Source organism: Salmonella sp. NW38 (genome assembly GCF_051807745.1).
Taxonomy (GTDB): domain Bacteria; phylum Pseudomonadota; class Gammaproteobacteria; order Enterobacterales; family Enterobacteriaceae; genus Salmonella; species Salmonella enterica.
On sequence record NZ_JAMMTO010000001.1, the window covers coordinates 278,197 to 292,916 of the forward strand.

Consider the following 14,720-nt stretch of genomic DNA (forward strand, 5'->3'; position numbering starts at 1 on the left):
ACTCTTATTTTTACAAAGTAATAAGCACAGCAGCATGATGCGCAGTGCTTATTAAACCTTTAAATATAACTAAACTCCTGCCAGCAGCGAGTCATTGAGAGGATACGTTGCCTTAATGTTGAAAAATGGTGTTGAAAAACATGCGTCAGATATTATTGAATATCCATTTTTCATTCGCTATCTGAGTGCGAGAAATTATTGGCTTCACGATTATGCATATAATACGATGTTTTTTGGTATCAACATGAATATCACGTTGTATTCTTTTGAGCTCATTTTCTATGATGACTTCGATGTTTATCTGTTATTAATTTTTACCGTGATAGTGTTGTCTTTAATGATGAGAGTATCTAACGGCTGGTAGGGTAATATAACCAAATTATTACTATCTGAATTATTAGGGCGGTTATTATTAAGGAAGCAAAAGTGAATAAGACCATTAATCTGCTAAAATTACTGCCCGTAGTATTATTAAGCGCATGTACTACATCGTATCCTCCCCAGGATACAACATCGGCACCCGAGTTACCCCATCGTAACGTACTCGTTCAGCAACCTGATAACTGTAGCGTTGGCTGTCCTCAAGGAGGAAGTCAACAAACAATCTATCGCCATGTCTATACGCTCAATAATAATAGCGCCACGAAATTTGCCAACTGGGTTGCCTATAGCGTGACAAAGACCAGCCAGGCAAGCGGTCGCCCGCGGAACTGGGCGCAGGACCCCGATTTACCGCCCTCGGATACGTTGGCCCCTTCCGCCTATAAAAATGCCCATACGCTATTAAAAGTCGATAGGGGACACCAGGCGCCGTTGGCAGGATTGGGCGGCGTATCGGACTGGCCGTCGTTAAATTATTTATCGAATATTACGCCGCAGAAATCCGCCCTGAATCAGGGAGCATGGGCTGCACTGGAAAACCGGGTGCGCGAACTTGCCAAACAGGCTGATGTATCTGTAGTGCACGTAGTGACCGGCCCCCTTTTTGAGCGGCATATCGCCACATTGCCAGAAGATGCGACGGTAGAAATTCCCAGCGGGTACTGGAAGGTTTTATTCACCGGAACGGCGCCGTCAAAAAGTGAAGGAAATTACGCTGCGTTTATTATGGATCAGAATACGCCCCGTTCGGCGAATTTTTGCGACTATCAGGTTACCGTGGAGGCTATCGAACATAAAACGAAGCCAGTGCTGACGCTGTGGTCTGCCTTGCCTGAAGCGGTAGCCAGCGAGGTGAAAACAACAAAGGGGAGTCTGGCGCAGAAGTTAGGTTGTCGATGAGAAGCGCTATACGGCGCGTAGAAAGATAACGGAGAAATCCTGTCAAGGGTCTTGATTTGCTACAGAGTGATGCAATCTCCCTTTTTTTAGTGTTACCATCGTCATGCCGGACGAAAATAGCGATTTTCGTCTGTGTCGAAGGTTGTGCGCCAATTTAGCAATGGTTGGCTAGATGGATACACAACTCACTGTCAATAAATTCATTTTCTCTTTGTATGTGATCTTGCGTATGGGTCACCACTGCAAATAAGGATATTACATGCCTGTTATTACTCTTCCTGATGGCAGCCAACGCCATTATGACCACCCTGTAAGCCCGATGGATGTTGCTCTGGACATTGGTCCTGGCCTGGCGAAAGCCACCATTGCGGGCCGTGTGAATGGCGACCTGGTTGATGCTTCCGATCTGATTGAAAATGATGCGACGCTTTCCATCATCACCGCAAAAGATGAAGAGGGTCTGGAGATCATTCGTCACTCTTGCGCGCATCTGTTAGGTCACGCAATCAAGCAACTTTGGCCGCACACGAAAATGGCGATCGGCCCGGTTGTCGACAACGGTTTTTACTATGACGTTGATCTTGACCGCACGCTAACTCAGGAAGATGTCGAAGCGCTCGAAAAGCGGATGCATGAGCTCGCCGAGAAAAATTACGACGTTATCAAGAAGAAAGTCAGCTGGCACGAAGCGCGTGAAACCTTCGTGAAGCGTGGTGAAAGCTACAAAGTTTCCATTCTTGATGAAAACATTGCTCATGATGACAAGCCAGGCTTGTACCATCATGAAGAATATGTCGACATGTGTCGTGGTCCGCACGTGCCGAATATGCGTTTCTGCCATCACTTTAAACTGATGAAAACTGCCGGCGCATACTGGCGCGGTGACAGCAATAATAAGATGTTGCAGCGTATTTACGGTACGGCATGGGCAGATAAAAAAGCCCTGAACGCTTATCTGCAGCGCCTGGAAGAGGCCGCAAAACGCGACCACCGTAAAATTGGTAAGCAGCTCGACCTGTATCATATGCAGGAAGAAGCGCCGGGCATGGTGTTCTGGCATAACGACGGCTGGACTATCTTCCGCGAGCTGGAGGTCTTTGTTCGTTCTAAACTCAAAGAGTACCAGTATCAAGAAGTTAAAGGCCCGTTCATGATGGACCGTGTGCTGTGGGAAAAAACCGGGCACTGGGACAACTATAAAGATGCGATGTTCACCACATCCTCAGAAAACCGCGAATATTGCATCAAGCCGATGAACTGCCCGGGCCACGTTCAGATCTTTAACCAGGGTCTGAAATCCTATCGAGATTTGCCGCTGCGTATGGCGGAATTCGGTAGCTGCCACCGTAACGAGCCATCAGGCGCGCTGCATGGTCTGATGCGCGTACGCGGCTTTACGCAGGATGATGCGCATATCTTCTGCACCGAAGAGCAGATCCGCGATGAAGTTAACGCTTGTATTCGTATGGTCTACGATATGTACAGCACCTTTGGCTTCGAGAAGATCGTCGTCAAGCTTTCCACTCGTCCTGACAAGCGTATCGGCAGCGATGAGATGTGGGATCGTGCTGAGGCGGATCTGGCGGTTGCGCTGGAAGAAAATAATATCCCGTTTGAGTATCAACTGGGTGAAGGCGCATTCTACGGTCCGAAAATTGAATTTACCTTATATGACTGCCTCGATCGTGCATGGCAGTGCGGTACAGTACAGCTGGACTTCTCCTTACCGTCTCGTCTGAGCGCCTCCTATGTAGGCGAAGACAACGAGCGTAAGGTACCGGTAATGATTCACCGTGCGATTCTTGGGTCGATGGAACGCTTCATCGGTATCCTGACCGAAGAGTTCGCTGGTTTCTTCCCGACATGGCTTGCGCCGGTTCAGGTAGTCGTGATGAATATTACCGATTCGCAGTCTGAATACGTTAACGAATTGACGCAGAAACTACAAAATGCGGGCATTCGTGTAAAAGCAGACTTGAGAAATGAGAAGATTGGCTTTAAAATCCGCGAGCACACTTTACGTCGTGTCCCTTATATGTTGGTCTGTGGTGATAAAGAGGTGGAAGCAGGCAAAGTTGCCGTTCGCACCCGCCGCGGTAAAGACCTGGGCAGTCTGGACGTAAATGACGTGATTGAGAAGCTGCAACAAGAGATTCGCAGCCGCAGTCTTCAACAACTGGAGGAATAAAGTATTAAAGGCGGAAAACGAGTTCAAACGGCGCGTCCGAATCGTATTAATAGCGAAATTCGCGCGCAAGAAGTTCGCTTAACAGGTCTGGAAGGCGAGCAGCTTGGTATTGTGAGTCTGAGAGAAGCTCTGGAAAAAGCTGAAGAAGCCGGAGTAGACTTAGTCGAAATCAGCCCTAACGCCGAGCCGCCGGTTTGTCGTATAATGGATTACGGCAAATTCCTCTATGAAAAGAGTAAGTCTTCTAAGGAACAGAAGAAAAAGCAAAAAGTTATCCAGGTGAAGGAAATTAAATTCCGTCCTGGGACAGATGAAGGCGACTATCAGGTAAAACTCCGCAGCCTGATTCGCTTTCTCGAAGAGGGCGATAAGGCCAAAATCACGCTGCGTTTCCGCGGCCGTGAGATGGCCCACCAGCAAATCGGTATGGAAGTGCTTAATCGCGTGAAAGACGATTTGCAAGAACTGGCAGTGGTCGAATCCTTCCCAACGAAGATCGAAGGCCGCCAGATGATCATGGTGCTTGCTCCTAAGAAGAAACAGTAAGGCCTTCAAGTAACAATTCTGTGAAGCCTTCGGGCTTCACAGGTTTTGTTCGCCTATGTTTCGTTTATTAACAATGCGAAGTGGAAGTTATTAAAATGCCAAAAATTAAGACCGTACGCGGTGCTGCTAAGCGCTTCAAAAAAACCGGTAAAGGTGGTTTTAAGCACAAGCACGCTAACCTGCGTCACATTCTGACCAAAAAAGCGACTAAACGTAAACGTCACCTGCGTCCGAAAGCCATGGTTTCTAAAGGCGATCTGGGCCTGGTTATCGCGTGCCTGCCGTACGCATAAGCCGTTAACGTTTTTAACTTTTTAATTAGAATAGATACAGGAGAGCACATATGGCTCGCGTAAAACGTGGTGTAATTGCACGCGCACGTCACAAGAAAATTTTGAAACAAGCCAAAGGCTACTACGGTGCGCGTTCTCGCGTATACCGCGTTGCCTTCCAGGCAGTTATCAAAGCTGGTCAGTATGCTTACCGTGACCGTCGTCAACGTAAGCGTCAGTTCCGTCAACTGTGGATTGCGCGTATCAACGCAGCAGCACGTCAGAACGGTATTTCTTACAGCAAATTCATCAACGGCCTGAAAAAAGCCTCTGTTGAAATCGACCGTAAGATCCTGGCTGATATCGCCGTATTCGACAAAGTCGCGTTCACCGCGCTGGTTGAAAAAGCGAAAGCAGCTCTGGCATAAGCCAGTGAAAAGAGGGAGCCTGGCTCCCTCTCTTTTATTTACTGTTCAGTGAGTTGACAATTGACCTGTAACCCTTTTCAATAAAGGATATTCGGTTTTACCACATAAGGTAACGCAAGCATGAACGCTGCTATTTTCCGTTTCTTTTTTTACTTTAGCACCTGATCCCAGGAGGCTAGCGCGTGAAAAACGAAACGAAAAACAGCGCAAAAAAGCCTCCTGATGGAGGCTTTTTTTGTATCTGAAATCGAGAGATTACGTCCAATGAACCGGTGTCTTCACCGACACAATGAGGAAAACCATGTCACATCTCGCAGAGCTGGTTGCCAATGCAGCGGCCGCCATTAACCAGGCGTCAGATGTTGCCGCGTTAGACAATGTACGCGTCGAATATTTGGGCAAGAAAGGGCATTTAACCCTTCAGATGACGACCCTACGCGATCTGCCGCCGGAAGAGCGTCCGGCAGCCGGGGCAGTCATTAACGCCGCGAAAGAGCAGGTACAACAGGCGCTTAACGCGCGTAAAGCCGAGCTGGAAAGCGCAGCGCTTAACGCCCGTCTGGCCGCTGAAACCATCGATATCTCCCTGCCGGGGCGCCGTATTGAGAACGGCGGTCTGCATCCGGTCACGCGTACCATTGACCGTATTGAAAGTTTCTTTGGCGAGCTTGGTTTTACCGTGGCGACTGGCCCGGAAATCGAAGATGACTACCATAACTTCGATGCGTTAAACATTCCGGGTCATCATCCGGCCCGCGCCGATCATGATACCTTCTGGTTTGACGCGACCCGTCTGCTGCGGACCCAGACGTCTGGCGTCCAGATCCGGACGATGAAAGCGCAGCAACCGCCGATCCGTATTATTGCGCCGGGCCGTGTATACCGTAATGACTACGACCAGACGCATACTCCGATGTTCCATCAGATGGAAGGTCTGATTGTTGATACCAACATCAGCTTCACCAACCTCAAAGGTACGCTGCACGACTTCCTGCGTAATTTCTTTGAGGAGGATCTGCAGATTCGCTTCCGTCCTTCTTATTTTCCGTTCACCGAACCTTCTGCGGAAGTGGATGTGATGGGTAAAAACGGCAAATGGCTGGAAGTGCTGGGCTGCGGGATGGTGCATCCGAATGTGCTGCGTAATGTCGGTATCGATCCGGAAATCTATTCTGGCTTCGCTTTTGGTATGGGGATGGAACGTCTGACCATGTTGCGTTACGGCGTCACCGACCTGCGTTCATTCTTCGAAAACGATCTGCGTTTCCTCAAACAGTTTAAATAAAGGCAGGATAAAACAATGAAATTCAGCGAACTGTGGTTACGCGAGTGGGTTAACCCGGCAATTGATAGCGATGCGTTGGCTAACCAGATTACGATGGCTGGCCTGGAAGTAGACGGCGTTGAGCCGGTCGCGGGAAGCTTCAATGGCGTTGTGGTTGGGGAAGTGGTTGAGTGCGCCCAGCATCCGAACGCTGACAAATTGCGTGTAACGAAAGTCAACGTCGGCGGAGAACGCCTGTTGGATATCGTCTGCGGCGCGCCAAACTGTCGTCAGGGGCTGAAAGTAGCGGTGGCCACCATTGGCGCCATCCTGCCGGGCGATTTCAAAATTAAAGCGGCGAAACTGCGCGGCGAACCGTCTGAAGGGATGCTGTGCTCCTTCTCCGAACTGGGGATTTCCGACGATCACAGCGGCATTATCGAACTGCCGGCGGATGCGCCGCTGGGTACCGATATCCGTGAATACCTGAAGCTCGACGACAATACCATCGAAATTAGCGTCACGCCGAACCGTGCGGATTGCTTAGGTATCATCGGCGTTGCGCGTGATGTGGCGGTACTGAACAAAGCGCCGCTCCAGGAGCCTGAAATGGCGCCGGTTACGGCAACCATCAGCGATACGCTGCCGATTACGGTAGAGGCCGCTGATGCGTGTCCACGCTATCTGGGCCGGGTGGTAAAAGGCATCAATGTTAACGCGCCGACGCCGCTGTGGATGAAAGAGAAACTGCGTCGCTGCGGTATTCGCTCCATCGATGCGGTGGTTGACGTCACCAACTATGTGCTGCTCGAACTGGGTCAGCCAATGCATGCTTTCGATAAAGATCGCATTGATGGCGGTATTGTCGTGCGGATGGCAAAAGAGGGTGAAACCGTCGTCCTGCTGGACGGTAGCGAAGCGACGTTAAATGCGGACACGCTGGTGATCGCCGATCACCATAAGGCGCTGGGGATAGCCGGTATTTTTGGCGGCGAACATTCCGGCGTGAACGGCGAAACGCAAAATGTGCTGCTGGAGTGTGCGTATTTTAATCCGCTGTCTATCACCGGTCGCGCTCGCCGCCACGGTCTGCATACCGATGCGTCTCACCGCTACGAGCGCGGGGTAGACCCGGCGCTGCAATATAAAGCGATAGAGCGCGCTACTCGTCTGCTTCTTGATATCTGTGGCGGTGATGCGGGTCCGATAATTGATGTGAGCAACGAAGCAACGTTGCCGAAACGCGCCACCATTACGCTGCGTCGCAGTAAACTGGATCGCCTGATCGGGCATCATATTGCGGATGAGCAGGTCAGTGATATTCTGCGTCGTCTGGGCTGTGAAGTGACCGAAGGGCAGGACGAGTGGAAAGCCGTGGCGCCGACCTGGCGTTTCGATATGGAGATTGAAGAAGATCTGGTGGAAGAGGTGGCCCGCGTTTACGGTTATAACAATATTCCGGACGAGCCAATCCAGGCCGGTTTAATCATGGGGACGCACCGTGAAGCCGATCTGTCGTTGAAGCGGGTTAAAACCATGCTGAACGACAAAGGCTATCAGGAAGTGATTACCTATAGCTTTGTCGATCCTAAAGTACAACAGCTTATCCATCCAGGCGCAGAAGCGCTGCTGCTGCCAAACCCTATCTCCGTTGAGATGTCGGCGATGCGTCTGTCTCTGTGGAGCGGATTGCTGACGACTGTGGTCTATAACCAAAACCGCCAGCAGAATCGCGTGCGTATTTTTGAAACCGGTTTACGTTTCGTTCCGGATACACAAGCCAATCTGGGTATTCGACAGGATCTGATGCTGGCTGGCGTGATTTGCGGCAACCGCTATGATGAGCATTGGAACCTGGCAAAAGAGACCGTTGATTTCTATGATTTGAAAGGCGATCTGGAAGCGGTATTGGATTTAACCGGCAAACTGGGTGATATCCAGTTTAAGGCGGAGATGAATCCGGCTCTGCATCCGGGACAGTCTGCGGCGATTTATCTGAAAGATGAACGTATTGGTTTTATTGGGGTTGTTCACCCTGAACTGGAACGTAAGCTGGATCTGAATGGTCGTACGCTGGTGTTTGAACTGGAATGGAATAAGCTCGCAGACCGTATCGTGCCGCAGGCGCGGGAGATTTCACGCTTCCCGGCCAACCGTCGCGATATTGCGGTTGTTGTTGCAGAAAACGTTCCCGCAGCGGATATTTTATCCGAATGTAAGAAAGTTGGCGTAAATCAGGTAGTTGGCGTAAACTTATTTGACGTGTACCGCGGTAAGGGTGTTGCGGAGGGTTATAAGAGCCTCGCTATCAGCCTGATCCTTCAGGATACCAACCGTACACTCGAAGAAGAGGAGATTGCCGCTACCGTCGCCAAATGTGTAGAGGCATTAAAAGAGCGATTCCAGGCATCATTGAGGGATTGAACCTATGGCGCTTACAAAAGCTGAAATGTCAGAATATCTGTTTGATAAGCTTGGGCTTAGCAAGCGGGATGCCAAAGAACTGGTTGAACTGTTTTTCGAAGAGATCCGTCGTGCTCTGGAAAACGGTGAGCAGGTGAAACTCTCTGGTTTTGGTAACTTCGATCTGCGTGATAAAAATCAACGTCCGGGGCGTAACCCGAAAACGGGTGAAGATATTCCTATTACAGCACGGCGCGTGGTGACCTTCAGACCCGGGCAGAAGTTAAAGAGCCGGGTCGAGAACGCTTCGCCCAAAGAAGAGTAATCAGATCCAGGCATAACATCCATCAGGGTGTATTGCGGCAGATACGCTGCCATCCCGAAAGTAGATCAGCGGGATGACAGCGTATCTGTTAGCCTGAAAGATGACTCGTATAACTAAAAAGGCCGCATTGCGGCCTTTTTTCTTTCAAGTAAAGGATACCCACCGTAAAATCACGCTACCTCTTTTCAGCTGAATGGATAACATGCTGACTTTTGCCCGCCAACAACAGCGACGAAACGTTCGCTGGCTTCTGAGCCTGTCACTGCTGGTGCTACTGGCTACATTTCTGAGCTTATGCGCAGGCGAACAGTGGATTGCCCCCGGTGACTGGTTAAGCGCCCGGGGAGAACTGTTTGTCTGGCAAATTCGTCTTCCCCGCACGCTTGCGGTATTGCTGGTTGGCGCTGCGCTGGCGCTATCGGGCGCTGTGATGCAGGCGCTGTTTGAAAACCCACTTGCTGAACCGGGCCTGCTCGGCGTTTCGAATGGGGCCGGTGTTGGGCTTATTGCCGCCGTCTTACTGGGGCAGGGGCAACTGCCTGGATGGGCGCTGGGACTGTGCGCTATAGCCGGCGCGCTCATTATTACGTTAATCCTGCTGCGTTTTGCGCGCCGCCATCTCTCTACCAGCCGCTTGTTGTTGGCGGGCGTCGCGCTGGGCATTATCTGTAGCGCGCTGATGACGTGGGCTATCTATTTTTCCACCTCTTTCGATCTGCGGCAATTAATGTACTGGATGATGGGAGGATTCGGCGGCGTTGACTGGCAGCAGAGCTGGCTAATGATTGCGCTCATCCCGGTACTGATCTGGATATGTTGCCAGTCGCAACCGCTGAATATGCTGGCGCTAGGGGAAACCTCGGCGCGGCAGCTTGGCCTGCCGCTGTGGTTCTGGCGCAATTTGTTGGTCGTCGCCACCGGCTGGATGGTGGGCGTCAGCGTGGCGATGGCGGGGGCGATTGGTTTTATCGGTCTGGTTATTCCGCACATCCTGCGCTTATGTGGTTTAACCGATCACCGGGTTTTACTTCCCGGCTGTGCGTTGGCCGGGGCTATCGCCCTGCTATTGGCTGATGTGATCGCCCGACTGGCGCTGGCGTCGGCTGAACTGCCTATCGGGGTGGTCACCGCCACATTGGGGGCACCAGTGTTTATCTGGCTGCTGCTCAAATCCGCGCGTTAGCGCATCGGTAAACAACTGCTTTCATCATTCGCAGTCTATGATTAAAGGCTAACGATGAAACCCGCTATTCTACCGACATCAGGGAGACACCATGCAAAACTCGCTTCTTAATACTCACGTTACGACGATTGATGGAGAGGTCACTACACTTGAAAAATACGCCGGAAAAGTGCTGCTCATTGTAAACGTCGCCTCCAGATGTGGTCTGACGCCGCAATATGAACAGCTGGAAAATATCCAGAAGGCGTGGGCAGATCAGGGGTTTGTCGTGTTGGGTTTTCCCTGCAACCAGTTTATGGGGCAGGAGCCAGGCAGCGAAGAGCAGATTAAAACCTATTGTGCCAGCACCTGGGGCGTCACGTTCCCGATGTTCAGTAAAATTGATGTGAATGGCGACGCGCGTCATCCGCTGTATCAAAAACTGATAGCCGCTGCGCCAACGGCAGTCGCGCCGGAGAAGAGCGGCTTTTACGAACGGATGGTAAGCAAAGGGCGTACGCCACTCTATCCGGATGATATTCTGTGGAATTTTGAAAAATTTTTGGTAGGCCGGGATGGTCAGGTGGTACAGCGTTTTTCGCCGGATATGACGCCTGAAGATCCTATTGTGATGGAAAGCATAAAAATCGCGTTGGCAAAATAATGTCTCAATTGATGCAATTAAAGGACGTCGCCGAGAGCACCCGCCTGGGGCCGCTTTCCGGCGAAGTAAGCGCAGGAGAGATCCTTCACCTTGTCGGGCCGAACGGCGCCGGAAAAAGCACGTTGCTGGCGCGTATGGCGGGGTTAACCTCAGGCGAGGGGAGCATCAGGTTTGGCGGAGCGCCGCTGGAGGCATGGGCGACGGCAACGCTTGCCCAACACCGCGCTTATCTTGCGCAACAGCAAAATCCGCCGTTCGCCATGCCGGTCTGGCATTACCTGACATTGCATCAACCGGATAAAACGCGAACCGGGCAGCTTAACGAGGTGGCCGATATGCTTGGATTGGGCGACAAACTGGGGCGAAGCGTGAATCAGCTTTCCGGTGGCGAGTGGCAGCGTGTTCGCCTTGCTGCCGTTGTACTACAAATTCATCCCAACGCTAATCCGGTCGGTCAATTATTGCTGCTTGATGAGCCGATGAACAGTCTCGATGTTGCGCAACAAAACGCTCTGGATCGGGTATTACATCATTTATGTCAGGCAGGAATTGCGATTGTGATGAGTAGCCACGATCTGAACCACACGCTGCGGCATGCGCATAAAGCCTGGTTATTAAAGCGCGGTAAACTCATCGCTTGCGGCCGCCGGGAAGAGGTGCTCACCCCCTCTTATCTGGCGCAAGCCTACGGTCTGCGCTTTCGACGACTCGACGTCGAGGGGCATCCAATGCTCATTTCGGCCACTTAAGTAAAATCGTTTCTTGAAAAGCAGGTAATTTCGACGCTAAATTAATACCAAAATAAAAACAGAGGATTGTTGCGGCATGCGTTTTTGGCTTCTTGTTATCACAGCATTGTTCCTGGCAGGATGCAGTACTCATCGGGCACCGGCGCCAAACGCCAGATTATCAGACTCCATTACCGTCATTGCGGGTCTGAACGATCAGTTGCAGTCCTGGCGCGGTACGCCATACCGTTACGGCGGCATGAGTCGCAGAGGCGTGGACTGTTCCGGCTTTGTGGTAGTCACTATGCGCGACAAGTTTGATTTGCAGTTGCCTCGTGATACGCGTGAACAATCAAAAATCGGCACCAGAATCGATAAAGATGAATTGCTGCCTGGAGATTTGGTTTTCTTTAAAACCGGTTCGGGCGAAAGTGGTTTACATGTTGGTATTTACGATACAAATAATGAGTTTATTCATGCCTCTACCAGTCGTGGCGTGATGCGTTCATCGCTGGATAATGTGTACTGGCGAAAAAACTTCTGGCAGGCACGGCGAATTTAACCTCGCAGACGATATAAATTTTATAGTCTATTTTTAACATACCGTCGGTTGAACTTATGACATCTGTTGTCATCATATATAATGATATAACCGTAGCATTTACAAACGTACTTTTATTAAAAACGGGCGTGCTCACGCCCTGTTAAAAGTACAACATTGGATATTGGTTTATAATCAGAGTAAGTTAAAAAAAGGAACCGGTTTACCGGTAAACAAGAAAAATGATGACGCTTCAATTAGTATCTGAAGTTACGTCTGTTTCCGTCCGTAGTGACTGGATGGCGAATAGCGCCCTAACCATGGGACTGGCGTAATGATTGCTTCACTTGATGAGCTTTACCATTCCGAACTCTTTTTCCTTCCCGTCATGGATGAAAACGCTCGGCTTGTTGGTTTAGAGATTATTGCAACGTTTGCCGCTGAAGACGGCGCCGTGCGGATGCCGACTGAGTTGGTAGCGCCTCGCCTTTCGGTGGAGGAACAATACTGTCTGTTTGTTGAAAAACTGGCGTTGTTAGAAACCTGTCAGCACTTTTTTATTCAGCATAAACTTATTGCATGGCTTAATTTACCGCCTGCAATTAGTGACTTATTATTAGATAGCGAACTTTTTTCCCGGGCAGCGCGCTTTCCGTTTCTTGAATTAGCTATAAATGAGAATTATCCTGGGTTAAACCAGGGCAAAAACAATGAAACGTTAGCTAATCTGGCAATGCATTTCCCATTAATGCTGGCAAATTTTGGGGCAGGCGAGGCGTCGACTAAAGCTATTTTCGATGGGCTTTTCAAACGAGTCATGTTGGATAAAAATTTTATTCAGCAGCGAGCTGAAATGATCTCATTCGAACCATTCATGCACGCTATCGTTGCCCAGCTCTCCTCCAGCTGCGAGTCGCTGATGATTGCCGGTATTGATACTGAGGCGATGTTTGCGCGCGCAGCGCCATTGGGGTTTAGCGCATTCCAGGGCGGACTATGGCCTCCGGTGCCAGTAAGCCAGCTCATTAAACTCGTTCAGCGATAACCTTTCTGTTTGCCGGTGTTTAACCGGTGATTAACCGTCTACACTGAAGACAGGAGGCCCTATGACCCTGTCTTTTACTGCCCGTTGGCGCGATGAACTGCCAGCAACGTATACCGCGCTTTTACCCACACCGTTAAAAAATGCGCGACTGATTTGGTATAACGACGAACTGGCGCAGCAGCTAGCCATTCCCGCTTCGTTATTTGACGCTACCAATGGCGCTGGCGTTTGGGGCGGCGAAACCTTATTACCCGGTATGTCACCTGTCGCGCAGGTATATAGCGGGCATCAGTTCGGCGTCTGGGCGGGACAACTCGGCGACGGACGCGGTATTTTGCTGGGCGAACAGCTCCTGGCGGATGGCTCGACCCTCGACTGGCATCTGAAAGGTGCCGGATTAACACCCTATTCGCGAATGGGGGATGGACGCGCCGTCCTGCGTTCAACCATACGAGAAAGCCTTGCCAGCGAAGCCATGCATTATCTGGGTATTCCCACTACGCGCGCGTTATCTATCGTAGCCAGCGATACGCCGGTTCAGCGAGAGACGCAGGAAACGGGCGCGATGTTAATGCGTCTGGCGCAAAGTCATATGCGTTTTGGTCATTTCGAACATTTCTACTACCGCCGTGAGCCGGAAAAAGTTCAGCAACTGGCTGATTTCGCTATTCGTCATTACTGGCCGCAATGGCAGGATGTCCCGGAAAAATATGCTTTGTGGTTTGAAGAGGTGGCGGCGCGAACCGGAAGACTCATCGCCGAGTGGCAAACCGTCGGTTTTTCGCACGGCGTTATGAATACGGATAACATGTCGATTCTGGGGCTGACCATCGACTATGGCCCCTTTGGTTTTCTCGACGACTACGATCCCGGCTTCATTGGTAACCATTCCGATCATCAGGGACGTTACCGCTTCGATAATCAACCGTCGGTGGCGCTGTGGAATTTACAACGTCTGGCGCAGACGTTAACTCCTTTTATTGAGATCGACGCGTTAAACAGAGCGCTGGATCGTTACCAGGACGCGTTGTTAACGCACTATGGGCAGCGAATGCGCCAGAAGCTGGGCTTCTTTACCGAGCAAAAAGACGATAACGCTTTACTGAATGAATTGTTTAGTCTGATGGCGCGCGAAGGGAGTGATTATACCCGTACATTTCGGATGTTAAGCCATACGGAGCAACAGAGCGCTTCCTCGCCGTTGCGGGATACGTTTATCGATCGCACGGCGTTCGATGCCTGGTTCGACCGCTACCGGGCGCGATTGCGCACAGAGGCGGTGGATGACGCGCTGCGCCAGCAGCAGATGCAACGCGTGAATCCTGCGGTTGTGTTGCGCAACTGGCTGGCGCAACGCGCGATAGATGCGGCTGAACAAGGAGACATGGCGGAACTGCATCGGTTGCATGAAGTTTTACGTCAACCTTTTACCGATCGAGATGATGACTATGCCAGCCGACCGCCGGAGTGGGGAAAGCGGCTGGAGGTCAGTTGTTCAAGTTAGCCTGATGCCAGCAGCATCGTCTGCTGGCGGAGCGTTATTTGGTTAACAGTAGCTTACCAGCCTGAGTTTTACGCAACAGATACTCCTGACCATTGTGATCGATAATGACCTTGCCGTCCGGACCTAATAGCGACTGACTGTTGACGCGCCGTTCAGCGGCAGGGAGAAGCGTTTCATTGTCTATTTCCTTAGGGTGAGGCAGCTCGGTGTTATCCATACGCGACATGTTATTTATTAATAATCAAACTCACAATGATTATTATTATCAATAATTAATGCGATGACAGCAAGTGCTAATTCTGTGGAGTGATATACGCGCGCGGAGAGAAAAGGGCGGGTAAAGCATCGAAAAAACACCCATCCCGGCAG

Annotated in this window: 16 protein-coding genes, 1 pseudogene and 1 other annotated feature; of the genes and pseudogenes, 16 read left to right on the plus strand and 1 reads right to left on the minus strand. The window is 50.7% G+C overall.

Annotation, left to right across the window (positions count from 1 at the left end; genetic code table 11):
• Nucleotides 1-115: 115 nt before the first annotated feature.
• The 16 genes and pseudogenes from NA624_RS01485 to selO all read left to right on the plus strand — a co-directional run bounded on the left by NA624_RS01485 (nucleotide 116) and on the right by selO (nucleotide 14,351).
• Nucleotides 116-430, plus strand: a pseudogene (locus tag NA624_RS01485) (hypothetical protein).
• A complete protein-coding gene (locus tag NA624_RS01490; protein ID WP_001044093.1) occupies nucleotides 427-1,281 on the plus strand; it encodes a DNA/RNA non-specific endonuclease in 855 nt (284 codons plus the stop codon). The pseudogene NA624_RS01485 and the gene NA624_RS01490 overlap by 4 nt, the downstream one beginning before the upstream one ends.
• A gap of 259 nt (nucleotides 1,282-1,540) precedes the next feature.
• On the plus strand, nucleotides 1,541-3,469 hold the full coding sequence (gene thrS / locus NA624_RS01495; RefSeq protein WP_001144212.1) for a threonine--tRNA ligase: 1,929 nt from the start codon (nucleotides 1,541-1,543) through the stop codon (nucleotides 3,467-3,469).
• 3 nt (nucleotides 3,470-3,472) lie between these two features.
• Nucleotides 3,473-4,015 carry a translation initiation factor IF-3 gene (gene infC / locus NA624_RS01500; protein ID WP_001574431.1) on the plus strand — a complete coding sequence of 181 codons (543 nt, stop codon included), beginning with the start codon at nucleotides 3,473-3,475 and terminating at the stop codon, nucleotides 4,013-4,015.
• A 95-nt stretch (nucleotides 4,016-4,110) separates the two neighbouring features.
• A complete protein-coding gene (rpmI, locus tag NA624_RS01505) occupies nucleotides 4,111-4,308 on the plus strand; it encodes a 50S ribosomal protein L35 (protein WP_001124225.1) in 198 nt (65 codons plus the stop codon).
• A gap of 50 nt (nucleotides 4,309-4,358) precedes the next feature.
• The gene (gene rplT, locus NA624_RS01510; RefSeq protein WP_000124850.1) at nucleotides 4,359-4,715 is read left to right on the plus strand and encodes a 50S ribosomal protein L20; all 357 of its coding nucleotides are present in this window, start codon (nucleotides 4,359-4,361) and stop codon (nucleotides 4,713-4,715) included.
• Nucleotides 4,716-4,830: 115 nt separating this feature from the next.
• Nucleotides 4,831-4,954, plus strand: a sequence feature (Phe leader region).
• Complete coding sequence (gene pheM, locus NA624_RS01515) at nucleotides 4,836-4,880, plus strand: pheST operon leader peptide PheM (protein WP_001386830.1); 45 nt, start codon at nucleotides 4,836-4,838, stop codon at nucleotides 4,878-4,880. (Overlaps the previous feature by 45 nt.)
• Nucleotides 4,955-5,016: 62 nt before the next feature.
• Complete coding sequence (pheS, locus tag NA624_RS01520; RefSeq protein WP_000018570.1) at nucleotides 5,017-6,000, plus strand: phenylalanine--tRNA ligase subunit alpha; 984 nt, start codon at nucleotides 5,017-5,019, stop codon at nucleotides 5,998-6,000.
• Nucleotides 6,001-6,015: 15 nt separating this feature from the next.
• The gene (pheT, locus tag NA624_RS01525; RefSeq protein ID WP_000672403.1) at nucleotides 6,016-8,403 is read left to right on the plus strand and encodes a phenylalanine--tRNA ligase subunit beta; all 2,388 of its coding nucleotides are present in this window, start codon (nucleotides 6,016-6,018) and stop codon (nucleotides 8,401-8,403) included.
• Between the two features lie 4 nt (nucleotides 8,404-8,407).
• Nucleotides 8,408-8,707 carry an integration host factor subunit alpha gene (gene ihfA, locus NA624_RS01530; RefSeq protein ID WP_001229266.1) on the plus strand — a complete coding sequence of 100 codons (300 nt, stop codon included), beginning with the start codon at nucleotides 8,408-8,410 and terminating at the stop codon, nucleotides 8,705-8,707.
• A gap of 202 nt (nucleotides 8,708-8,909) precedes the next feature.
• Nucleotides 8,910-9,890: a vitamin B12 ABC transporter permease BtuC gene (gene btuC, locus NA624_RS01535; protein WP_000954976.1), complete on the plus strand. Its 981-nt coding sequence runs from the start codon at nucleotides 8,910-8,912 to the stop codon at nucleotides 9,888-9,890.
• A 91-nt stretch (nucleotides 9,891-9,981) separates the two neighbouring features.
• On the plus strand, nucleotides 9,982-10,533 hold the full coding sequence (locus tag NA624_RS01540; protein WP_001181570.1) for a glutathione peroxidase: 552 nt from the start codon (nucleotides 9,982-9,984) through the stop codon (nucleotides 10,531-10,533).
• On the plus strand, nucleotides 10,533-11,282 hold the full coding sequence (gene btuD / locus NA624_RS01545) for a vitamin B12 ABC transporter ATP-binding protein BtuD (RefSeq protein ID WP_000080613.1): 750 nt from the start codon (nucleotides 10,533-10,535) through the stop codon (nucleotides 11,280-11,282). Before NA624_RS01540 ends, btuD begins: the two co-directional genes overlap by 1 nt.
• Before the next feature lie 76 nt (nucleotides 11,283-11,358).
• Entirely contained in the window at nucleotides 11,359-11,823 is a 465-nt protein-coding gene (locus NA624_RS01550; protein WP_001213256.1) for a C40 family peptidase, read from the plus strand.
• A 313-nt stretch (nucleotides 11,824-12,136) separates the two neighbouring features.
• The gene (ydiV, locus tag NA624_RS01555; protein ID WP_000561993.1) at nucleotides 12,137-12,847 is read left to right on the plus strand and encodes an anti-FlhDC factor YdiV; all 711 of its coding nucleotides are present in this window, start codon (nucleotides 12,137-12,139) and stop codon (nucleotides 12,845-12,847) included.
• Nucleotides 12,848-12,908: 61 nt separating this feature from the next.
• Entirely contained in the window at nucleotides 12,909-14,351 is a 1,443-nt protein-coding gene (gene selO, locus NA624_RS01560; protein WP_000175666.1) for a protein adenylyltransferase SelO, read from the plus strand.
• Between the two features lie 34 nt (nucleotides 14,352-14,385).
• On the opposite strand, the gene hemP is transcribed toward selO, so the two are convergent.
• Nucleotides 14,386-14,577 carry a hemin uptake protein HemP gene (gene hemP, locus NA624_RS01565; RefSeq protein WP_000089117.1) on the minus strand — a complete coding sequence of 64 codons (192 nt, stop codon included), beginning with the start codon at nucleotides 14,575-14,577 and terminating at the stop codon, nucleotides 14,386-14,388.
• Between the last annotated feature and the right edge of the window lie 143 nt (nucleotides 14,578-14,720).